This window comes from Siccirubricoccus deserti (genome assembly GCF_014283215.1).
Taxonomy (GTDB): Bacteria; Pseudomonadota; Alphaproteobacteria; order Acetobacterales; family Acetobacteraceae; genus Siccirubricoccus; species Siccirubricoccus deserti.
On the sequence record NZ_JACOMF010000008.1, the window covers coordinates 86,573 to 106,034 of the forward strand.

At 71.3% G+C, this 19,462-nt stretch carries 20 protein-coding genes; 13 read left to right on the top strand and 7 right to left on the bottom strand.

The annotated features are described in order from the left end of the window. Positions 1-39 precede the first annotated feature (39 nt). Both H7965_RS09385 and H7965_RS09390 read right to left on the bottom strand, forming a co-directional pair. Complete coding sequence (locus tag H7965_RS09385) at positions 40-1,983, bottom strand: AsmA family protein (RefSeq protein WP_186770314.1); 1,944 nt, start codon at positions 1,981-1,983, stop codon at positions 40-42. Positions 1,984-2,084: 101 nt separating this feature from the next. Beyond that, the gene (locus H7965_RS09390; protein WP_186770315.1) at positions 2,085-2,771 is read right to left on the bottom strand and encodes a DUF1194 domain-containing protein; all 687 of its coding nucleotides are present in this window, start codon (positions 2,769-2,771) and stop codon (positions 2,085-2,087) included. A 125-nt stretch (positions 2,772-2,896) separates the two neighbouring features. Here H7965_RS09390 and H7965_RS09395 point away from each other — a divergent pair, with 125 nt between their 5' ends. Continuing rightward, positions 2,897-3,703, top strand: a complete 807-nt coding sequence (locus H7965_RS09395) for an alpha/beta fold hydrolase (RefSeq protein WP_186770316.1) — start codon at positions 2,897-2,899, stop codon at positions 3,701-3,703. Positions 3,704-3,881: 178 nt separating this feature from the next. On the opposite strand, the gene H7965_RS09400 is transcribed toward H7965_RS09395, so the two are convergent. Both H7965_RS09400 and H7965_RS09405 read right to left on the bottom strand, forming a co-directional pair. After that, complete coding sequence (locus tag H7965_RS09400) at positions 3,882-4,856, bottom strand: tripartite tricarboxylate transporter substrate-binding protein (RefSeq protein ID WP_186770317.1); 975 nt, start codon at positions 4,854-4,856, stop codon at positions 3,882-3,884. Positions 4,857-4,937: 81 nt separating this feature from the next. Continuing rightward, positions 4,938-6,650, bottom strand: coding sequence for a gamma-glutamyltransferase family protein (locus H7965_RS09405; RefSeq protein WP_186770318.1), 1,713 nt, complete (start codon positions 6,648-6,650; stop codon positions 4,938-4,940). 140 nt (positions 6,651-6,790) lie between these two features. On the opposite strand from H7965_RS09405, the gene H7965_RS09410 reads away from it, so the two are divergent. From H7965_RS09410 to phoB, 7 genes are all read left to right on the top strand, one after another. Next, the gene (locus H7965_RS09410) at positions 6,791-7,585 is read left to right on the top strand and encodes an enoyl-CoA hydratase-related protein (RefSeq protein WP_186770319.1); all 795 of its coding nucleotides are present in this window, start codon (positions 6,791-6,793) and stop codon (positions 7,583-7,585) included. A 202-nt stretch (positions 7,586-7,787) separates the two neighbouring features. Beyond that, a complete protein-coding gene (gene pstS / locus H7965_RS09415; protein WP_186770320.1) occupies positions 7,788-8,837 on the top strand; it encodes a phosphate ABC transporter substrate-binding protein PstS in 1,050 nt (349 codons plus the stop codon). Positions 8,838-8,919: 82 nt separating this feature from the next. Next, positions 8,920-9,903 carry a phosphate ABC transporter permease subunit PstC gene (pstC, locus tag H7965_RS09420; protein ID WP_390624559.1) on the top strand — a complete coding sequence of 328 codons (984 nt, stop codon included), beginning with the start codon at positions 8,920-8,922 and terminating at the stop codon, positions 9,901-9,903. A gap of 4 nt (positions 9,904-9,907) precedes the next feature. Beyond that, the gene (gene pstA, locus H7965_RS09425) at positions 9,908-10,795 is read left to right on the top strand and encodes a phosphate ABC transporter permease PstA (RefSeq protein ID WP_186770321.1); all 888 of its coding nucleotides are present in this window, start codon (positions 9,908-9,910) and stop codon (positions 10,793-10,795) included. 80 nt (positions 10,796-10,875) lie between these two features. Further along, the gene (pstB, locus tag H7965_RS09430) at positions 10,876-11,661 is read left to right on the top strand and encodes a phosphate ABC transporter ATP-binding protein PstB (protein ID WP_222440542.1); all 786 of its coding nucleotides are present in this window, start codon (positions 10,876-10,878) and stop codon (positions 11,659-11,661) included. 60 nt (positions 11,662-11,721) lie between these two features. Further along, positions 11,722-12,441, top strand: coding sequence for a phosphate signaling complex protein PhoU (gene phoU / locus H7965_RS09435; RefSeq protein ID WP_186770323.1), 720 nt, complete (start codon positions 11,722-11,724; stop codon positions 12,439-12,441). Positions 12,442-12,455: 14 nt separating this feature from the next. Next, the gene (gene phoB, locus H7965_RS09440) at positions 12,456-13,172 is read left to right on the top strand and encodes a phosphate regulon transcriptional regulator PhoB (protein ID WP_229682555.1); all 717 of its coding nucleotides are present in this window, start codon (positions 12,456-12,458) and stop codon (positions 13,170-13,172) included. Here phoB and H7965_RS09445 read toward each other — a convergent pair. Continuing rightward, positions 13,145-13,729, bottom strand: a complete 585-nt coding sequence (locus tag H7965_RS09445) for a nucleoside 2-deoxyribosyltransferase (protein ID WP_186770324.1) — start codon at positions 13,727-13,729, stop codon at positions 13,145-13,147. The two genes, phoB and H7965_RS09445, sit on opposite strands and share 28 nt — an antisense overlap. Before the next feature lie 88 nt (positions 13,730-13,817). On the opposite strand from H7965_RS09445, the gene H7965_RS09450 reads away from it, so the two are divergent. The 5 genes from H7965_RS09450 to H7965_RS09470 all read left to right on the top strand — a co-directional run bounded on the left by H7965_RS09450 (position 13,818) and on the right by H7965_RS09470 (position 18,043). Then, positions 13,818-14,630, top strand: coding sequence for an alpha/beta hydrolase (locus H7965_RS09450; protein ID WP_186770325.1), 813 nt, complete (start codon positions 13,818-13,820; stop codon positions 14,628-14,630). A 75-nt stretch (positions 14,631-14,705) separates the two neighbouring features. Then, positions 14,706-15,629, top strand: a complete 924-nt coding sequence (locus H7965_RS09455) for a branched-chain amino acid ABC transporter permease (RefSeq protein ID WP_186770326.1) — start codon at positions 14,706-14,708, stop codon at positions 15,627-15,629. 5 nt (positions 15,630-15,634) lie between these two features. Continuing rightward, positions 15,635-16,579, top strand: a complete 945-nt coding sequence (locus tag H7965_RS09460) for a branched-chain amino acid ABC transporter permease (protein ID WP_186770327.1) — start codon at positions 15,635-15,637, stop codon at positions 16,577-16,579. Further along, positions 16,572-17,327, top strand: a complete 756-nt coding sequence (locus tag H7965_RS09465) for an ABC transporter ATP-binding protein (protein ID WP_186770328.1) — start codon at positions 16,572-16,574, stop codon at positions 17,325-17,327. The genes H7965_RS09460 and H7965_RS09465 overlap by 8 nt, the downstream gene beginning before the upstream one ends. After that, entirely contained in the window at positions 17,327-18,043 is a 717-nt protein-coding gene (locus H7965_RS09470) for an ABC transporter ATP-binding protein (RefSeq protein WP_186770329.1), read from the top strand. Before H7965_RS09465 ends, H7965_RS09470 begins: the two co-directional genes overlap by 1 nt. A 107-nt stretch (positions 18,044-18,150) precedes the next feature. Here the strand turns inward: H7965_RS09470 and H7965_RS09475 are convergent, their stop codons facing one another. Both H7965_RS09475 and H7965_RS09480 read right to left on the bottom strand, forming a co-directional pair. Then, positions 18,151-18,912, bottom strand: coding sequence for an enoyl-CoA hydratase (locus H7965_RS09475; RefSeq protein WP_186770330.1), 762 nt, complete (start codon positions 18,910-18,912; stop codon positions 18,151-18,153). Between the two features lie 197 nt (positions 18,913-19,109). Next, positions 19,110-19,370: a hypothetical protein gene (locus H7965_RS09480; protein ID WP_186770331.1), complete on the bottom strand. Its 261-nt coding sequence runs from the start codon at positions 19,368-19,370 to the stop codon at positions 19,110-19,112. Between the last annotated feature and the right edge of the window lie 92 nt (positions 19,371-19,462).

Below are 19,462 nucleotides of genomic sequence, written 5' to 3' on the forward strand. Positions count from 1 at the left end.
GTTTCAGTCGCCAGGAGTCCAGCCTGCCGGTGATCTGCGCTACCGGCCACGCTGCCGGGATTTCTCGGTCAGCGCCTCGCACTGGTTGTTCTCACCGACGCCGAGCTGAATGGTCGGCAGCAGCGCCAACGGCGGGAAGACCACGCCGAGCCCCGCCGCGGCACCGGCCCGCGCCGCCAGCTCGCCGACCGCCGGGCGGATCTGCGGCGATTTGAAACTGCCGGTGATGCCGATCGGCGTCGGCAGCGAGCCGATGGTGATCCGCTTGCTGTCGGTCCGCAGCCAGAGGTCCAGCACCTCCCGCCCCAGCGACAGCTCGCCGCCGCCGGTCACCACATAGCTCTCGGTATCGAGCAGCAGCGCGCGGGTGCTCAGCGTGCCGCGCCGCAGCGCGAAATCGCCGATCAGGCATTCGATCTCGGTGCGCGCCGGGATACCGAGCGCCGAGAGCAGCGCATTGCCGAATTGCAGGCCGGAGAGATCGACCAGCAAGGCCGAAAGATTGCCGCCCACCGTCACCACCGTCAGCGCCCCGTCGCCTCGTCCCAGCAGTTCGGAGAAGGAGCGCCCGGTCGTCTCGATGCGCCCGACGCCGCCCAGGGTCCCTGCCCCACCGGCGCCGGCGGCCTGCATCAGCCGGGAGATGTCGACGCGCCGCAGTTCGATCTCGCCTTTGGCGTGCAACGCGCCGTCCTCTCTTGGCTCCAGGATGAATTCGCCGCCCAGCGTGCCACGGCCGATGCCGAAGCGGATGGGGTGCAGGCGGATGACGCCATCCTCGATGTCGAGCACCGTCTCCATCCTATCGAAGGGCATGGCGCGGCCCTTGATCTCTGCGGCGCGGTAGCGCAGGTGGATGTCGGCGAAGCGCAGCCGGGGAATGCTGATCGGCGTGGTCGGCAGCAGCCGCGGGCTCGCCTCTGCCCGCGCCACCGCCCGCCGCTGCTCGGGCGTGACGCCGGGGGTATCGGTGCGGCCCGGGGCAGCGCCGATGAAGCCGCCTAGGTCGGCCAGGTCAACGCTGCGGGAGTGGAGGTCGGCGTGCAGCACCGGCCGATCCTCGCCGGGGATGATGGCGAAGCGGCCGTTGAGATCGCTGCGCCCGAGCCGCCCCTCCACCTCCTCGAAGCGGAAGGCACCCTCGGCATAGTCCAGCCTTCCGGTCACCCGGAAGGGCGGGGTCGGCGGGATCGGCACGCCGGTCAGCGGCGCCAGCCGGGCCATGTCCGGCCCCTCGATGTCGAGCCGAAGGTCGGCGCCGCGCAGCGCCAGCGGATCCTGCAGCGTGCCGCGCAGCGCCACCCGCGTCGGGCCATTGGCCAGGGTCAGCTCGATCGGCCAGGGCTGGTTCGGGTCGCGCAGGTTGAGGATGGCGCCACCCCGCAGTTGTGCGGTGATCGGCTGGTCGGCGTAGCGGCCCTCGGCGTTGGCCAGCAGCCGTGGCGGCTCGCCCGGCGGCTCCTCGGTCGAGAGGGAGACGGTGAAATCCGCCCGCAGCCCGGCCAGCATGGTGTGCACCTTCCCGTCGCGCAGCAGCAGCGCGCCGATCTGCGGCCCCTGCACCGCCGGCCGGGATGCGGCGTCGCCGCCGAGGTTGAAGGCGTAGTTGGTCTTTTCATCCTCGCGGCTGCGCATCTCGACGGCCGGCTGGTCCAGCCTCACCGTCGGGATCACCAGGCTGCGGTCGCGCAGCAACGCCATGGCGTCGAGGTCGAGGCTCACGCGCGGCACCTCGGCGAAGGGCGGCTCGGCCTCGAACTCCGGTGGATTGCCGATGCGCAGCCCTTCGAGGGTCACGGTGGTGGTGCGGCCCAGATCCAGATGCAGGTGCTCGATCGACACCGGCCGGCCGAGCGCCGCGCTGGCGCGCGCCTCCGCCAGGGGAATCAGCCAGTCCCAGCGGAACAGGGCAACGAACAACCCCAGGGCGAGCAGCGGCAACCCAAGCCCCAATCCCCATCGCCAAGCGCGGCGGTTCGCCATCTCTCCCGGCCCTTTCCCTGCGGCAGCAAAGCGCCGGAAGGCGGCATGGGTTCAGGATCGGGCGGCAGGCACGCGGCCACCGCCTCGCGCCCGGCGGCGCATCAGGCGATCTCGCGCACCAGCTTCGCACGCAAGGCGCGGGCGATGTCACGGCGATCCTCGGCGGAGACGACGAAGGCGCCAGGGCCGCCGATCACCTCCCGCCGGTAGGTCTCGGCCAGCGCCTCGCCGTATCGGGTCACCTGGCCGGCGGCAGCGACCGCCAGGGCATTGATCGAGATGCCGGCCGCCACCGCATCGTCGCGCGCCGCGGTCGCCGGGCGGCGTGAGCGCAGATCCGGCCCGTCGCCCGAAAGGTCGATCACCCGCTCGGCGGCGCGGAACGGCGCCGCGCGCAGCAGCGCGGCGGAGTGGTCGATCGCATCGCCGATGGCGTTCCAGCTTTGCCGGCTGCGCGGCGCCGCCAGCACCGCCGCGGCCAGCGCCCTGGCGGAGGCGGCATCGGCCAGGCGCATCCACTCCACCACCGTCTCCGCCCCGCCGGGCGCGCCCCATTCCACCATGGTGACGGCGATGGCGCCCTGCGGCTTGCCGGCGATGGCGGACAGCACCGCAGGGTGGGAGAGCGCCTCGGCATAACCCACGCGCTGCAGCCTGAACTCATCCGCGTCGATCGAGCCGGAGGCATCGACGGCGAGCACCAGCAGCAGGTCGACCGCCGCCGGCTGTGCCCCGGCCGGCAGGCCGGCAAGCGCCGCGGGCATGGCGAGGAGGCGGCGGCGCTGCATGATGGACCCCCGGTGTCGTTCCGCAGGAGATGGGATGCGCCGGCGCCATGCCAAGCGCCGCCCTCGCTTGGCAGGCGTGCCGCGCGGGGGCATCGTTCCCATCAAGGTGCAAAGGGAACGCCACCATGCCAAGTCGAATGATCGACGGATACGACCTCAACTATGCCGAATCCGGCCAGGGGGCGCCGCTGGTGCTGGTCCATGGCACGCTGGGCGACCAGCGCTACTGGGCGCCGCAGATGGGCCCGCTCGGCGCGCACTACCATGTCATGGCGCTGTCGATGCGGCATTGCTGGCCGGGCCGCTGGGAGGATGGCGGCGATTTCACCATCGACCGGCATGTCGCCGATCTCGCAGGCTTCATCCGTGCGCTGGACGCCGGCCCGGTGCGGCTGATCGGCCATTCGCGCGGCGGCCATATCGCCTTCCGCCTGGCCGAGCGGCACCCTGATCTGCTCCGCGCCCTGGTGCTGGCGGAGCCGGGGGGCGAGCTGGACGAAAGCCTCGGCGGCAAGCCTGCCGGCAGCGGCCGGCAGGCCGGCGCCTTTGCCGAGGCGGCGGCGCTGGTCGCGGCCGGCGACATCGAGGGCGGGCTGCGCCGGGTGGCCGAGCACACCGGCGGCCCCGGCGCCTGGGAGCGCCGCAGCGAGGCGCGCAAGCAGATCGGCCGCGACAATGTGCGCACCTTGCTCGGCCAGATCCATGAGCGGCGGGCGCCCTACTCCCGCGCCGCCGCCGAGGCGATCCGCACGCCGACGCTGCTGGTGGTGGGCGAGAAGACGCTGCCAAATTTCGTCGCCAATGCGGATGCGCTGGAACGCCACATCGCCGGCGCCGAGCGCGTCGGCATCCCGGATGCCGCGCATCCGATGAGCGATGAGAATCCCGGCGCCTTCAACGCCGCGGTGCTGGCCTTTCTGGAGCGCCATTGAGGTGCGCCAGGGCTGTGCCCTCGTGCCGCTGTGCGGCGTAGGGAGAAGGAAGAATGAGGGGGCCTCGCCCCCTCAACCCCTCCACCAAGAGCCGAAAGGCCCCTGGAACGCTTTCACCCCAGCTTCCTGAAGCCGCTGTTGCATGCGGGTCGTGTCCGGCCTGCATGGCATGTAAGGGCTACTCCGGTCGCACGCCGGCGGCGCGCAGCACGGCAACGCTCCGGGCCATGTCCTCGCGCAGGAAGGCGGTCAGCGCCGCCTGCCCGCTGACCGTGGCAGGCTGCACGCCAAGTGCGGCCAGCCGCGGCGCGGCGCCCTGCACCGCCCCGGCAAGCGCCGCCTGCAGCGCGGCGACGGCCGCCGGCGGGGTGCGGGCGGGGGCCAGCGCCATGAGCCAGGCCTCGGCCCGCAGCGCCGGCAGCCCCGCCTCGGCCGAGGAGGGCACATCGGGCAGGCTCGGCGCGCGTTCCGGCCCGGCGATGGCGATGGGCCGCACCGTGCCCGCGCGGATATGGCTGGTCGCGGAGGCGACGGGGTCGATGGTGTAGACCACCTCGCCGGTGATCACCGCCTGCATGGCCGGGCCGCCGCCGCGATAATGCACCGGCTGCATGTCGACGCCGGCGACGGCGCGGAACACCTCGCCGGCCAGATGCACGGCGCTGCCGATGCCGGCGCTGGCGAAATTATACTTGCCCGGGCTGGCCCGCAGCATCGCCAGCAGCCCGGCCATGTCCTGCACCGGCAGCCGCGGATTCACCACCATCACCTGGGGGATCCGCCCGAGATGCGCGATGGGGGCGAAATCGCCGATCGGGTCGTAGGGCAGCCGGGAGACCAGCGCCGGCGCGATCACATGCGCATTGCTGTGGACCAAGATGGTGTGGCCATCCGGCGCCGCCTTGGCGACCGCATCGGTGCCGACCAGCCCAGCGGCACCGCCCGGGCGATTCTCGATCACCAGCGGCTGGCCGAGGGTGGCGGCGGCCGCCTCGGCGAAGACCCGCGCCACCAGATCGGTGGTGCCGCCCGGGGCGAAGGGCACGATCACGCGGACCGGCCGGTCGGGTGCCCAGTTCCTGGTGGAGGATTGCGCCCGCGCGACGGCGGGCAGGGCGAGCATCGCGGCCAGGGCAGCGCGACGTGTGGTCATGGCGTTCAACTCCCGACGGGTCTCATTCCGGGACCCGAGCGGCGCACCATGACCAATCAGCGACGCCTGTCCAGCCCCGGCTCAGGCGGCGATGGCATAGGCCGGCCGCCGCGGGTCGGCGCCGGCCGCCAGCATGCCTGTCCTCGGATCGGTGAGGATCACCTCCACCGTGCCGGCCAGCCAGGTCTTCTCCGGCCAGTCCTTCACCTCATGACCGCGGCCGGCAAGCTCGCCGCGCACCGCCTCCGGCACCCGGCTTTCCACCGCCAGCCGGCCGGGGAAATAGTCGAAGGGCGCGAAGGAACTGGGGAAGGAATAGCTGGCGAAGCGCGGCGCCTCGATCGCGTCCTGCACCTCCATCCCATGTTGCAGGATGTTCAGCACCACCTGCAGCATGGCCTGGATCTGCACGTCGCCGCCCGGTGTGCCGAAGGGCATGACGCCACCGTCACGGGTCACGATCATCGCCGGGTTCGGCGTCAGCCGCGGGCGCTTGCCGGGGGCGACGCCGCAGGGGTGGCTCGGGTCGGGCCGGCTCTGGCTGCCGCGGTTCGAGGGGATGATGCCGAGCCCCGGCACCACCGGCGAATTCCACGAGCCATCGGAAGGCGTGGCGCTGAAGGCGTTGCCCCAGCGGTCGACGACGCAGCAGTAGGAGGTATCGGCCTCGACCATCGGCGCGCTGCGTGCCGCCGGCTCCGGCCGGGTGGCGCCGGGGGGCAGGTTGCTGCCGAGGATCGGCCCCGGCATGCCGGGCAGCGCCCGCGCCGGGTCGATCTCCGCCAGCCGGGCGGCGAGGTGGCCCTCCGCCAGCAGCCGGTCAAGCGGCACGTCGATGAAGGCAGGGTCGCCGAAATGGTATTCCCGATCGGCCATCGCCGCCTTCATGCTTTCGGTGAAGAGATGGATGTAGTCGGCGCTGTTGTGCGCCATCCCGCTGATGCCGCCGCGCTCCATCAGCAGCAGCGCCTCCAGCAGCGCCGGCCCCTGGCACCAGGGGCCGCAGGTGATGACCTCATGCCCGCGCCATTCGCGCCGCACCGCCGGCTCCAGCTTCGAGCGGTAGCCGGCGAGGTCCTCCATGGTCAGGTAGCCGCCCTCGCGCGCCATGAAACCGGCGATCTCGCGGGCGATGTCGCCGCGGTAGAAGGCGGCATGCGCCGCGGCGAGGCCGGCGAGGCGCCCCTTGCCCGCGGCCTTCCGCTCCTCATCGACCATGTACTGCAGGGTGCGGGCGAGGTCGGATTGGACGAATTTCTCGCCCACCTGCGGCTGCCGGCCGCCGGGCAGGAAGATGGCGGCGTTGCCGGGCCAGCGGGCGTATTCGGCGGCGTGGTCGCGGATGTTCTGCGCCAGCAGCGGATAGACCGCGTAGCCGTCCCGCGCATGCCGCAGCGCGTATTGGGCGACATCGCCGAAGCCCATGGTGCCGTGCCGCTCCAGCGCGGTGATCCAGGCATCGGGCGCCGCCGGCACCACTGTGCGCAGCACGCCGTTCGGGATCTTGCCGCCATGCTCCCGCATGAAGAGGTCGGCCGGGATCGACTTCGGCCAGGTACCGAGGCCGGCGATGGTCTCCACCGTGCCGTCGGCCTTGCGGATGATGATCGGCGCGACGCCGGCGACATTCACCAGATCCGGCAGCACCACGCCGAGGGCGATGCCGGCGGCGCAGCCGGCGTCGATGGCGTTGCCGCCCGCCTCCAGCACCGCGAAGCCGGCGGCGGCGGCGAGGTAATGACCGGCCGAGACGGCGTGGCGGGTGCCGTAGAGGGTGGGACGGGTGGCGTACATGGCGAGCCTCCTCCGGAGGCAGCGAGGCTCCGCCGGCAGCGGAGCCGCTGTCAATCCCGCCTGGCGCGAGGCGGCGGCCTGGTCTGGCCTTCGGGGCAGCCGGCTGGCAGGGTGCGCGCCCTTTGAATGGAGGCCCCGCCATGGCGCCCGAAACCCCTGTCCTCCTCACCCGCGACCCCCGCGGCATCGTCACCGCCACCTTGAACCGGCCGGAGCGCAGCAATGCCTACAATGCCGCGCTGCTGCATTCCCTGATCACCGCCCTCACCGCGCTGCGGGACGACCCCGAGGTACGCGCCCTGGTGCTGCGCGGCGCCGGGCGGCATTTCGCCGCCGGGGCGGATATCCACTGGCTTTCCGAAGTGGCCGGCTATCCGCCGGATCGTGCCTTCGAGGCCTCGCTGGCCACCACGCGGGCGATGCAGCTGCTGAATGAGTTCCCCAGGCCGACCCTGGCCGTCATCCAGGGCGCCTGCTTCGGCGGCGGCGCCGGCCTCGCCTGCTGCGTCGATGTGGCGCTGGCGACGCCGCAGGCGGTGTTCGGCCTGACCGAGGTGCGGGTCGGCGTCTCCCCGACCCCGATCTCCACCCATATGATCCACGCCATGGGGCTGCGCCACGCCCGCCGCTACGCCCTGACCGGCGAGCGCTTCGGCCCGGAGGAGGCCCTTCGCATCGGCCTGGTGCATGAGGTGGTCGATGCCGATGCGATCGAGGACCGGCTGAGCGAGATCTTGGAGGCGGTGCTGCTCTCCGCCCCTGGCGCGGTGGCGGTGACCAAGACCAGCATGCTCGGCGCGGCCGGCCTCACCCTGGACCCTAGGGAGATGGCGATGCTGGCGCATGAGGGCTGGATGCAGCGCGCCTCGGCCGAGGGGCAGGAGGGGCTGGCGGCGTTCCGCGAAAAGCGGCGGCCGGGCTGGTACCCGGAGTAGGTCCGGTCGCACCCGGGTTGGAGGCGGCAGGGCTCAGGCGCGGGTGGCCGAATTACGGATGACTACCTGTGGTTGTCCCCTATGCTGTCATCGAAGCTTCATCGAACTGCAACCGTCCGGACGCAGAGCACGCTTAGGTAAGGGGCACCCCCGGCCGGGCAGGGAGTGGCCCGCCCGGCCAGCATAATCGTGGAGAGAGCGCGTGAACCGACGCAGCCTGCTTGCAGCCTCCGGCCTCGCCGTGGCGGCCCCCTTCCTGACCCGTCCGAGCCTCGCCCAGGGCGCCGGAATCACTGGCGCCGGCGCCACCTTCCCCAACCCGGTCTACCAGAAATGGGCCGAGGCGGGCCGTGCCGCGACCGGCATCACGGTGAACTACCAGTCGGTCGGCTCGGGCGCCGGCATCAACCAGATCAAGAACCGCACGGTGGATTTCGGCGCCACTGACGCCCCGCTGACCGTCGCCCAGCTCGAAGAGGCGAAGCTGCTGCAATTCCCCTCGGTGATGGGCAGCCTGGTGCCGATCGTGAACATCCCCGGCGTCGCCAATGAGCAGCTGAAGCTGACCGGCGAGCTGCTGGCCGACATCTACCTCGGCAAGATCACCAAGTGGAACGATCCCCGCCTGGTCGAGCTGAACCGCGAGGTGTCGCTGCCGAACCTGGCGATCGCCCCGGCCTACCGGGCGGATGGCTCCGGCACCACCTTCGTCTGGGTCTCCTACCTCTCGGCGGTCTCGTCGGAGTGGAAGTCGAAGGTCGGCGTCGGCACCTCGGTCCGCTTCCCCGCCGGCACCGGCGCGCGCGGCAATGAAGGCGTCGCCGGCACGGTCAAGAACATCCGCGGCGCCATCGGCTATGTCGAGAACGCCTACGCCATCACCAACAAGCTGGTCACCACCCAGCTGCGCAACAAGGCCGGCCAGTTCGTGAAGCCGACCCAGGAGGCCTTCATCGCCGCGGCGACCAACGCCGACTGGTCGGCCCCCGGCTTCGCCGCCAGCCTGATCGACCAGCAGGGCGCGACCTCCTGGCCGATCGTCTCGCCGACCTTCATCCTGCTGCCGAAGGATCCGGCGGATGCGGAGCGCAGCCGCAACGTGATGAAGTTCTTCGACTGGGCCTTCCGGAATGGCGCCACGCTGGCGCAGGAGCTGGAGTATATCCCGCTGCCGGCGCCGGTGCAGGACCGCATCCGGGCCGCCTGGAAGGCCGAGGTGAAGGTCAACGGCCAGCCGGTCTGGACCCTGTGACACCCGCCGGCCCCGCCACCGCGGGGCCGGCCCCGGCGGCGGACGCCGCCCTTCCTCGCCTCACCGGCCCGGAGCATTGAGCTTGCAGCAGGCAGCCACCCTCCCCCTCGGCACGCCGATGGGCGCCCGGCCCAGGCGCGGTGCCCGCGCATCGAGCCTCGGCGACACCATCTTCCGCGTTGCCTGCCATGCCGCGGGCGGCTTCGTGCTGCTGCTGCTCGGCAGCATCATCATCGCGCTGTTCATCGGCGGCCTGCCGGCCTTCCAAGCCTTCGGCATCGGCTTCCTCTGGTCCACCGAGTGGGATCCGGTGACCGAGGTGTTCGGCGCCGGCGTCTCCATCTACGGCACCATCGTCACCGCCGTGCTCGCCATCCTGCTGGCGGTGCCGGTCGCCTTCGGTGTCGCCTTCTACCTGACCGAGCTGTCGCCCGCATGGCTGCGCCGCCCGATCGGCACGGCGGTCGAGCTGCTGGCCGCGGTGCCGTCCATCATCTACGGCATGTGGGGCTTCTTCATGATCGCCCCGCTGATGTCGCAGTATGTGCAGCCGGCGGCGATCGACAGCCTCGGCGAACTGCCGGGCATCGGCGCCCTGTTCCAGGGCCCGCCCTTCGGCACCGGCATCTTCACCGCGGCGCTGATCCTGGCGATCATGATCCTGCCCTTCATCGCCGCCACCATGCGCGACGTGTTCGAGCAGGTGCCGCCCGTCTTCAAGGAGAGCGCCTATGGCCTCGGCGCCACCACCTGGGAGGTGATGAAGGGCGTGGTGCTGCCCTACACCCGCATCTCGGTCGCCGGCGGCATCATGCTCGGCCTCGGCCGGGCGCTGGGCGAGACCATGGCGGTGACCTTCGTCATCGGCAACGCCAACCGCATCAGCACCTCGCTGTTCGGGCCGGGCAACACCATCGCCTCGGTCGTCGCCCTGGAGTTCGGCGAAAGCGAGACCGACAGCCTGAAGCTCGCGGCGCTGCTGGCGCTGGGCTTCATCCTGTTCGTGCTGTCCTTCATCGTTCTTGCCATCTCGCGCTGGCTGCTGCGCGCCCGGCTGAAGGGCTGAGCCGATGAGCACCACACTCCAGCCGGCCCTGGCGCCAGCGAAGGACCCGGCGGTCGCCGCCCGTCTCGGCCGCCGCCGCAAACGCGCCGACGGCATCGCCCGCATCCTGTCGCTGGTGGCGACCGGCATCGGCCTGGTGTTCCTCGCCTCGATCCTGGCGACCCTGTTCTACAAGGGCTTCGGGGCGATGGACCTGGCGGTCTTCACCGAGGTGACGAAGCCGCCCGGCTCCAATGGCGGGCTGCTGAACGCCATCGCCGGCAGCCTCATCCAGGTGGTCCTGGCGACGGTCATCGGCACGCCGATCGGCATGCTGGTCGGCACCTACCTGGCCGAATACGCCAAGGGCTCGGCCTTCGGCAACGTCGTCCGCTTCGTCTCGGACATCCTGCTTTCGGCGCCATCGATCCTGATCGGGCTGTTCGTCTACCAGCTTCTGGTGCTGCCCTTCGGCGGCTTCTCCGGCTGGGCCGGCGTCGCCGCGCTCACCATCATCATCATCCCGATCGTGGTCCGCACCACCGAGGACATGCTGAGCCTGATCCCGAACACCCTGCGGGAAGCGGTAATCGGGCTTGGCGCGCCGAAGTGGAAGATGATCGTGCTGGTCTGCTGGCGCGCCGCGATCTCCGGCATCATCACCGGCATCCTGCTCGGCGTCGCCCGCATCGCCGGGGAGACCGCGCCGCTGCTGTTCACCAGCCTTGGCAACAATGCGTGGTCGACCGACCTGACCCGGCCGATGCCGAGCCTGCCGATCACCATATATTCCTACGCCGGCTCGCCGTTCCAGGACTGGATCGAGCTGGCCTGGGCCGGGGCGCTGCTGATCACCCTCGCCGTCCTGTTGTTGAACATCCTGGCCCGCAGCCTGCTGCGCAGCGGCAAGTGAAGGAGCATAGAATGACCCTGCCCAGCGCCACCACGGCCGACCGCACCGTCGGCACCGCGCCGCCTGCCTCCTTCGGCGGCATGCAGGCGCGGTCCGCCGCTGCGTTGAACGAGACGGTGCGGATCGCCATCCGCGAGCTCGACTTCTTCTACGGCGACAACCGCGCCCTGAAGAAGATCAGCTTCGACCTGCCGGAGAAGCAGGTGACCGGCATGATCGGCCCTTCCGGCTGCGGCAAGTCGACGCTGCTCCGGGTGCTGAACCGGATGTACAGCCTCTACCCGGGCCAGCGGGCCGAGGGCGAGGTGCTGATGGATGGCGAGAACATCATCGCCGCCGACGTCGACATCAACGCCCTGCGGGCCAAGGTCGGGATGGTCTTCCAGAAGCCGACCCCCTTCCCGATGACCATCCACGAGAACATCGCCTTCGGCATCCGGCTGCACGAGACGCTCTCGCGCACGGCGATGGAGGAGCGGGTGGAATGGGCGCTGACCCGCGCCGCCATCTGGGGCGAGGTGAAGGACCGGCTGCACAGTTCCGCCATGGGGCTGTCGGGCGGGCAGCAGCAGCGGCTCTGCATCGCCCGCACCATCGCGGTGCGGCCGGAGGTGATCCTGTTCGACGAGCCGACCTCGGCGCTCGACCCGATCTCGACCCTCAAGATCGAGGAGCTGATCGACGAGTTGAAGCAGGACTTCACCATCGCCATCGTCACCCACAACATGCAGCAGGCGGCGCGCTGCGCCGATCAGGTGGCCTTCTTCTACCTTGGCGAGCTGATCGAGATCGCCCCGGCCGGCGAGCTCTTTACCGCGCCGCGGCACCCGAAGACGCAGGAATACATCACCGGCCGGTTCGGCTGAGGCAGCGCCCGCCGGCGCCGCCCCGACCGCATCGCACGGATTGACCCGGGAACGGATACCATGGAACCGAAGGCCGAACACACCGTCCGCTCCTATGCCGAGGAACTGCGGCGGCTGCGCGAGATGGTCGCCCGCATGGGCGGCCTCGCCGAGCGGCAGGTGGCCGATTCCACCATCGCCCTGGTGCGGCGCGACGCCGAGATGGCGACCGAGGTGATGGGCCGCGACGCGGCGATCGACGCGCTGGAGCGCGAGATCGAGAATCTCTGCATCCGCCTGCTGGCGCTCCGCCAGCCGGTCGGCCAGGATCTGCGCCTGGTGGTCGCGGTGCTGAAGATCAGCCACGACATCGAGCGTATCGGCGACTACGCCCGCAACGCCGCGAAGCGGGCCATCGTGGTGTCCCAGCAGCCGCCGCTCGGCAGCCTGAACGGCTTCCAGCGCATGGCGGTGCTGGTGCAGGAGAACCTGAAGGGCGCGATGGATGCGCTGGTGAACAACGACGCCGCCCGCGCCGACGAGGTCTGGGCCGCCGACGAGCCGATCGACGAAGTCTACAACGGCATCTTCCGCGAAATGCTGACCTTCATGATGGAAGACCCGCGCAACATCACCGCGGCGACCCATCTGCTGTTCGTCGCCAAGAATCTCGAGCGCATCGGCGACCATGCCACCAACATCGCCGAGACCGTGCATTACGCGGTCAGCGGCGACAAGCTGCCGGAGGAACGCCCGAAGGCCGACAGCTCCGCCTTCGCCGTGGTCCGGCCGCCGGCCTGAGCGGGGATCGCGTCATGCCCGACATGATTCAGGGCACCGGCCGCCCGACCATCCTGGTGGTCGAGGATGAGGTGCCGCTGCTGACCCTGCTGCGCTACAATCTGGAGAAGCAGGGCTTCCGCGTCGATGAAGCGGCCGACGGCCAGGAAGCGCTGCTACGCGTCGCCGAGCAGCGGCCCGATCTGGTGCTGCTTGACTGGATGCTGCCCGCCCTCTCCGGCCTCGAGGTCTGCCGCCAGCTGCGCCGCCGGCCGGCAACGCGCGACCTGCCGATCATCATGGTGACGGCGCGCACCGAGGATCAGGACGCGGTCCGCGCCCTCGACACCGGGGCCGACGACCACATCGGCAAGCCCTTCGTGATGGAGGCGCTGCTGGCCCGCATCCGGGCGCTGCTGCGGCGATCCGGCAGCATCGCCACCAAGGGCACGCTGGCCTGGCGCGACCTCAACATGGACCAGGATGCGCACCGTGTCTCCCGCAACGGCAGGCCGCTGCACCTTGGCCCGACCGAATACCGGCTGCTGGAGTTCTTCCTGCAGCACCCTGGCCGGGTGTTCAGCCGCGAGCAGTTGCTCGACGCGGTCTGGGGCCGCGACATCCATGTCGAGCCGCGCACCGTCGACGTCCATATCCGCCGGCTGCGCAAGGCGATCAACGGCGAGGCCGATGCGGATGTGATCCGCACCGTTCGCTCCGCCGGCTATGCGCTGGACACCGAGGAGGGCTGAGCCCGCAATACCCGCGCCGCCGCCTCGACGCAGCGGGTGAAGGCGCCGAGGTCGCGCCAGCGCGCCTCCGCAGGCACCTCTTCCACCGCCAGACAGCCGCCGGCGGCATGCAGCCCGCCTTCCAGCATCAGGTTGTCATGCAGGTCGAAGGCTTCGACCAGCATGCCCTCCGCATCCTCCCACCCCTCGCCGCGGCGGCGCGCCGCGGGGCCGATTGCCGCCATGGTGCGCGCGCCGAAGCGCGCCGCGACATTGGTGTAGCCGAAGGCCGGCTTGCCCAGTGCCCGCATGAAGCCGAGTTCGAACACCGTGCCGGGGTCCGCCGAGGGGCCACGGAAGGGGGTCAGGTTGGCGATGATGGCGTCGCAACCGCGCATCTCCGCCTCCAGCTGACGGTAGACCCGGACCCAGGCCGGCTCGGCGGCGTCCGGCGCGGAAGGCGGCTCGGTGGGAAAGATTCCGACCAGCCCGTATGCGGCGCAGACCGCCTGCTTCGCGGCGGCGATCTCCGCGCAGTCGGCAAGAAATACCTCAGGCCCGGCGAGATAGATGCGCATGGGGCTGCTTCCCATGGATGGGGCAAAAAGGGAACAAGCAAGTGGATGATCCCTTGAAACGTTGTGTCGCCGCGGGTCCAATGCAGCGATGGATGCGCAGGCGGAATACGACAACCGGGCCATGGTACCGGAGCACCCGGGGATCATCGCCGGCTGGGCAGCGGATGCTGCCGCCTTCCGCGCCGCATGGCCGGAGGTGGAGCTTGGCCTCGCCTATGGTCCCGGCGAGCGGGAGAAGCTCGACCTGTTCCGCCCCGGGCCGGGCGAGTCCTGGCCGACCGCCCTCTTCATCCATGGCGGCTACTGGCAGGCGCTGGACCGCAGCTTCTTCAGCCACATGGCGCGCGGGCTGCTAGCACATGGGGTGGCGGTGGCGGTCGCCTCTTACGACCTCTGTCCCCAGGTGACGCTGGCGCGCATCGTCGAGCAGATGAGGGCAGCGGCCGTGCTGCTGCACCGGCGCACCGGCCGGCGGCTGCTGGCCGCCGGGCATTCCGCCGGCGGACACCTCACCGCCATGCTGATGGCGACCGACTGGCGCGCCCGCCACCCTGCCCTCCCAGCCGATCTGGTTCCCGCCGGCCTGCCGATCTCCGGCGTCTTCGAACTGCCGCCGCTGCTGCCGACCACCATCGCCACCGCGCTGCGGCTGACGGAGAGGGAGGCCGCCGCCCTGTCGCCCCGGCTGATGCCGCCACCGCCGCGCGCCGCGCTGCACGCCGTGGTGGGCGGCGCCGAAAGCGCCGAATTCCGCCGCCAGACCCGCGACTTCGCCGCCGCCTGGGGCGGCACGGCGGAGGAGCTGCCGGGGCTGAGCCATTTCACCGTGCTGGCCCCGCTGGCCGATCCGGCCAGCCCGCTGGTGACCCGCGCCGCGTCCATGGCCCTTGCGGCAGGGTAAAGCCTCACCTTTAAAGCCGTCTAGGATCGCCAACAGGGGGTGGATTGGCATGCCGGCGATGACCTGGGCGATGGGATGACGACACAGCTCCTGCTGGTGCAGACGCTGAACGGGCTGCAATTCGGCGTGCTGCTCTTCCTCGTCGCCGCCGGTCTTACCCTGGTTTTCGGGGTGATGGATTTCATCAACCTGGCGCATGGCGTGCAGTACATGCTGGGCGCCTACCTCGGCGCGACCCTGGCGGCCGCCACCGGCAGCTTCTGGGCCGGGCTGGCGCTCGCCCTGCCGGCGGCGCTCGGCTGCGGGCTGCTGCTGGAATGGCTGGTGTTCCGGCACCTCTACGCCCGCGACCACCTCAGCCAGGTGCTGGCCACCTTCGGCGTCATCCTCTTCCTGAACGAGGCGGTGCGCGTGCTCTGGGGCAGCGCGCCGCTGCAGACGCCGACACCCGAGGCGCTTGCCGGCGGCATCACCCTGATGCCGGGGCTGCAATACCCGGTGTACCGGCTGGCGATCCTCGGCGCCGGCCTCGGCACCGCGGCGCTGCTCTGGCTGCTGGTGGAGCGCACCCGGGCCGGGGCGCTGGTCCGCGCCGGCGCCAGCAACGCGCCGATGGTGGCGGCGCTCGGCGTCGATATCCACCGGTTGTTCATGCTGGTCTTCGGCTTCGGCGCCATGCTGGCGGGTTTCGCCGGGGTGATGGCGGCGCCGATCCTGAGCGTCGAGCCGGGGATGGGCGACACCGTCCTGATCCTCGCCTTCGTGGTCATCGTCATCGGCGGCATCGGCAGCGTGCGCGGCGCCTTCCTGGCGGCGCTGCTGGTCGGGGTGATCGAGACGCTGGGCCGTTCCCTGCTGCCGGATCTGCTGCGGCTGGTCCTCGCCCCCTCCCCGGCGCGGCAGGCCGGGGCGGCGCTGGGCTCGATGCTGGTCTACATGGCGATGGCGCTGATCCTGGCGGTACGGCCGCGCGGGTTGTTCCCGGCACGGGCCGGCTGAGCCGCATGGAACGGCTACGCGCGGCGGCGCTGCCGCTGCTGATCCTCGGGCTGCTGGCGGCGGCGCCCTTCATCGGCTTCGGCGCCGGCCATGAACTGACCCTGCTGGCCCGCGCCATGATCCTCGGCATGGCGGCGCTCGGCCTCTGGCTGCTGGTCGGCGGCGCCGGGCTGGTCAGCCTCGGCCATGCGGCGCTGCTCGGCGTCGGCGCCTATGCGGTGGTGGTGATGGATGCCGCCGGCATCACCGAGGCCGCCATCGTTGCCCCTTCCGCCATCGGCGCCGCGGCACTCTTCGCCCTGCTGACCGGCGCCGTGGCGATCCGCACCACCGGCGTGCACTTCATCATGATCACCCTGGCTTTCGGCCAGATGGGCTTCTTCACCGCCGCTTCGCTCGCGGTCTATGGCGGCGACGACGGCTACACCCTCTACGGCCGCACCACCCTTGGCGGGGCGCGCTGGCTGGAGGACCGGCTGGCCTTCCATTACCTCTGCCTCGGGCTGCTGGCCGCAACCCTGCTGGCCTGCCGCGCGCTGCTCGCCTCCCGCTTCGGCCGGGTACTGCGGGCGACGCGGGAGAACCCGCTGCGCGCAGCGGCGGTGGGCTTCAACCCCTACCCTTACCGGCTGGTCGCCTACACCATCGCCGGCGGCATCGCCGGGCTGGCCGGGGCGTTGCTGGCCAATGCGACGGAGTTCGTCGCCCCCTCCTTCCTCGCCTGGCAGCGTTCGGGCGATCTGCTGTTCATGGTGATCCTCGGCGGCCTCGGCTCGCCGCAGGGCGCGCTGCTCGGGGCGCTGGCCATGGTGCTGGTGGAGGAATGGCTGAGCCATCTGACCGAGCATTGGCGGCTGGTCTTCGGACCGCTGCTGATCCTCGCGGTGCTGTTCCTGCGCGGCGGGCTGGAAGGGCTGCCGGCGCAGCTCCGGAGACGGCGCGATGGCTGAGCCGGCGCCGATCCTGCAACTTGAGGGGCTGCGCAAGCGCTTCGGCGGGCTGGCGGTGACGGATGACGTCTCCCTCACGGTGGCGGCGCGCGGCATCCACGCCGTCATCGGCCCGAACGGCGCCGGCAAGACCACGCTGATCCACCAGATCAGCGGCACGCTGGCGCCGGATGCCGGCCGGATCCGCTTCGCCGGCCGCGACATCACCACCCTGCCGCTGCACCGCCGCGCTAGGCTCGGCCTCGCCCGCAGCTTCCAGATCACCGCCGTGCTGCCGGGCTTCTCGGCGCTGGAGAATGTGGCGCTGGCGGTGCAATCCGGCGCCGGCTCCTCCTTCCGCTTCTGCCGCCCGGCCGCCGCCGAGGCCCGGCTGAACACGGCGGCGCTGGCGGCGCTGGCCGAGGTCGGGCTGGAGCACCGCGCCGCTGTCGCTGCCGGGGCGCTGTCGCATGGCGAGAAGCGGCAGCTCGAACTCGCCATCGCGCTCGCGCTGCAACCCCGGCTGCTGCTGCTGGACGAGCCGCTGGCCGGCGCCGGGCCGGAGGAGACGGAACGCCTCATCGGCATCCTGCGCCGGCTGAAATCCGCCTACGCCATCCTGCTGGTGGAGCATGACATGCAGGCGGTCTTCGCCCTGGCCGACCGGATCTCCGTGCTGTCGCTCGGCCGCGTCATCGCCACCGGCACGCCGGAGGCGATCCGCGCCGATCCCGAGGTGCGCGCCGCCTACCTCGGTGAGGAGGAATGATGCTGCGGATCGCGGCGCTACAGGCCGGCTATGGCCAGAGCCAGGTGCTGGGGGAGATCGAGTTGGCGGTCGGCGCCGGCGAGGTGGTGACCCTGCTTGGCCGCAACGGCATGGGCAAGACCACCATCGTGCGCGCCATCATGGGGCTGCTGCCGGCGCTCGGCGGGCGCATCCTCGGCGGCAGCATCCGGTTCGGCGGGGATGAGGTGGCAGGCTGGCCGGCGCACCGGGTGGCACGGCAGGGCCTCGGGCTGGTGCCGGAGGGGCGGCAGGTCTTCCCGAGCCTCAGCGTGGAGGAGAATCTCACCGCCACCGCCGCCAACCGCGCCGGCGGCCCGGCGCGCTGGACCCTCCCCGCGGTCTATGCGCTCTTTCCCCGCCTCGCCGAGCGGCGGCGCAACAGCGGGGCGCAGCTTTCCGGCGGCGAGCAGCAGATGCTGGCGATCGGCCGGGCGTTGATGACCAATCCGAAGCTGCTGATCCTGGACGAGGCGACCGAGGGGCTGGCGCCGCTGATCCGCGCCGAAATCTGGGCGGTGCTGGCGAAGCTCAAATCCGAAGGGCAGTCGATCCTGCTGATCGACAAGAACCTGGCCGCGGTGATGCGCCTCGCCGACCGGCATGTGGTGGTGGAGAAGGGCCGCAGCGTCTGGACCGGCGACAGCGCCGCGCTGGCGGCGGATGCGACGGTGCGGGAGGGCTATCTCCACCTCTGACGCGCCATCAGGATTGGCTGCCGCCCACCCCGGGCGGAATCCGCCCAGGACCTGCCATTCGGTCGGGGGGTGCGGACAGGGCAGCCTCGGCGGGCGGCGCCGCCTGGTCAGCGGCGCCGCGCCGCGAAGCCCCCCAGCAGGCGGCGCGGCTCATCGGTGTCCCAGGCAGCGGTGAAAGCGGGGATGCCGGCGGCGACCGCCTCGCCCAGCGGCAGGTCCTCCCAGCGCCGGATCAGCGCCTTCTGCAGCCGGATCGCCCGCGGCCCCGCCTCGCCCAGCAGCGCCAGCCATTCCGTCACCGCGGCATCGAGCCTTTCCGCCGGGACCACCTTCTCGACCAGCCCCCACTCCGCCGCCTCCGCGGCCCCGATGGTCTCGCCAAGCAGCAGCAGGCGGCGGGTGCGGCCCCAGCCGATCAGCCCTGGCAGCAGCGCGGCTTCCACCACCGAGGGGATGCCCACGCGCACCTCCGGCATCCCGAAGCGGGCGGTGTCGGCGGCGATGCGAAGGTCGCAGGCGGCGGCGAGTTCCAGCCCGGCGCCCAGAGTCCAGCCGTTGATCCGGCCAATGACCGGCACCGGGCAGTCGCGCACCGCGCGGCAGCAGCCATGCACCAGGGTGATGAACGCGCGCGCCGCCTCGCCGTCCTCCAGCGCCGCCATGGCGCCGATATCGGCGCCGCCGACGAAGGCCTTGGGGCCGGCACCGGTCAGCACCACGGCATGCAGGGTCTCGTCGGCTGAGAGCCGGGCGAAGGTGGCGGCGAATTCGCGCATCAACTCGGGGTTCAGCGTGTTGAGCTTCGCCTCATGCGCGATGATGACGAAGGCCACCGCCCCCTGGCGTTCGACGCTGATCTTGCCGGCCATGCCGGACCCTCCCGAGCTGTTCCAGCCGGGAGGGTAGCGCCTTCCGGCGCGACGCGGCAGGCCGGAAGGCGCCTCATGCCAGCAGCATGGATCGTCCATCCATGCCGACTGCCAGGTGGCGCGTCGCCAAGTTTGCGGAGCAAGCCGCCCGGCGGTCGAAGGGGAGATTGATCGGTCACGATCAACCTCCGTCAGGCTCAGATCGGGTTGGCGCCCGGCAACGGCTCGCCCTCGTCGGGCAGCGTATCGGCGGCAGCGACATCGGCGGCGGCGACATTGCCGTGGTCCTCGCGCCATTCCGAGCGCTTTCGCATCGCCTGGCGCGCCAGGCAGGCGCCGCCGACGATCCCGGCGCCGACGCCAACGCCGGCCAGGAACGGCCCGATGCCGGCCAGCACGGCCATGCCGCCCATGGCGGTGCCGGCCATCGCCAGCGGATTGCAACTCGGCAGGAACATGAGCCTCTTCCCTTGAAGGTCTGGGCCGGCGGTGCGAAGCGGACCGATGATCCGCCCGCTTCGCACCGCCGGCCAGTGGTGCGGTGGCCCGA

Coding starts and splice junctions, on each gene's coding strand:
- H7965_RS09385 (WP_186770314.1), bottom strand. CDS start 1,983: ATGGCGAACCGCCGCGCTTGGCGATGGGGATTGGGGCTTGGGTTGCCG.
- H7965_RS09390 (WP_186770315.1), bottom strand. CDS start 2,771: ATGCAGCGCCGCCGCCTCCTCGCCATGCCCGCGGCGCTTGCCGGCCTG.
- H7965_RS09395 (WP_186770316.1), top strand. CDS start 2,897: ATGCCAAGTCGAATGATCGACGGATACGACCTCAACTATGCCGAATCC.
- H7965_RS09400 (WP_186770317.1), bottom strand. CDS start 4,856: ATGACCACACGTCGCGCTGCCCTGGCCGCGATGCTCGCCCTGCCCGCC.
- H7965_RS09405 (WP_186770318.1), bottom strand. CDS start 6,650: ATGTACGCCACCCGTCCCACCCTCTACGGCACCCGCCACGCCGTCTCG.
- H7965_RS09410 (WP_186770319.1), top strand. CDS start 6,791: ATGGCGCCCGAAACCCCTGTCCTCCTCACCCGCGACCCCCGCGGCATC.
- pstA (WP_186770321.1), top strand. CDS start 9,908: ATGAGCACCACACTCCAGCCGGCCCTGGCGCCAGCGAAGGACCCGGCG.
- pstB (WP_222440542.1), top strand. CDS start 10,876: ATGCAGGCGCGGTCCGCCGCTGCGTTGAACGAGACGGTGCGGATCGCC.
- phoU (WP_186770323.1), top strand. CDS start 11,722: ATGGAACCGAAGGCCGAACACACCGTCCGCTCCTATGCCGAGGAACTG.
- phoB (WP_229682555.1), top strand. CDS start 12,456: ATGCCCGACATGATTCAGGGCACCGGCCGCCCGACCATCCTGGTGGTC.
- H7965_RS09445 (WP_186770324.1), bottom strand. CDS start 13,729: ATGCGCATCTATCTCGCCGGGCCTGAGGTATTTCTTGCCGACTGCGCG.
- H7965_RS09450 (WP_186770325.1), top strand. CDS start 13,818: ATGGATGCGCAGGCGGAATACGACAACCGGGCCATGGTACCGGAGCAC.
- H7965_RS09455 (WP_186770326.1), top strand. CDS start 14,706: ATGACGACACAGCTCCTGCTGGTGCAGACGCTGAACGGGCTGCAATTC.
- H7965_RS09460 (WP_186770327.1), top strand. CDS start 15,635: ATGGAACGGCTACGCGCGGCGGCGCTGCCGCTGCTGATCCTCGGGCTG.
- H7965_RS09465 (WP_186770328.1), top strand. CDS start 16,572: ATGGCTGAGCCGGCGCCGATCCTGCAACTTGAGGGGCTGCGCAAGCGC.
- H7965_RS09470 (WP_186770329.1), top strand. CDS start 17,327: ATGCTGCGGATCGCGGCGCTACAGGCCGGCTATGGCCAGAGCCAGGTG.
- H7965_RS09475 (WP_186770330.1), bottom strand. CDS start 18,912: ATGGCCGGCAAGATCAGCGTCGAACGCCAGGGGGCGGTGGCCTTCGTC.
- H7965_RS09480 (WP_186770331.1), bottom strand. CDS start 19,370: ATGTTCCTGCCGAGTTGCAATCCGCTGGCGATGGCCGGCACCGCCATG.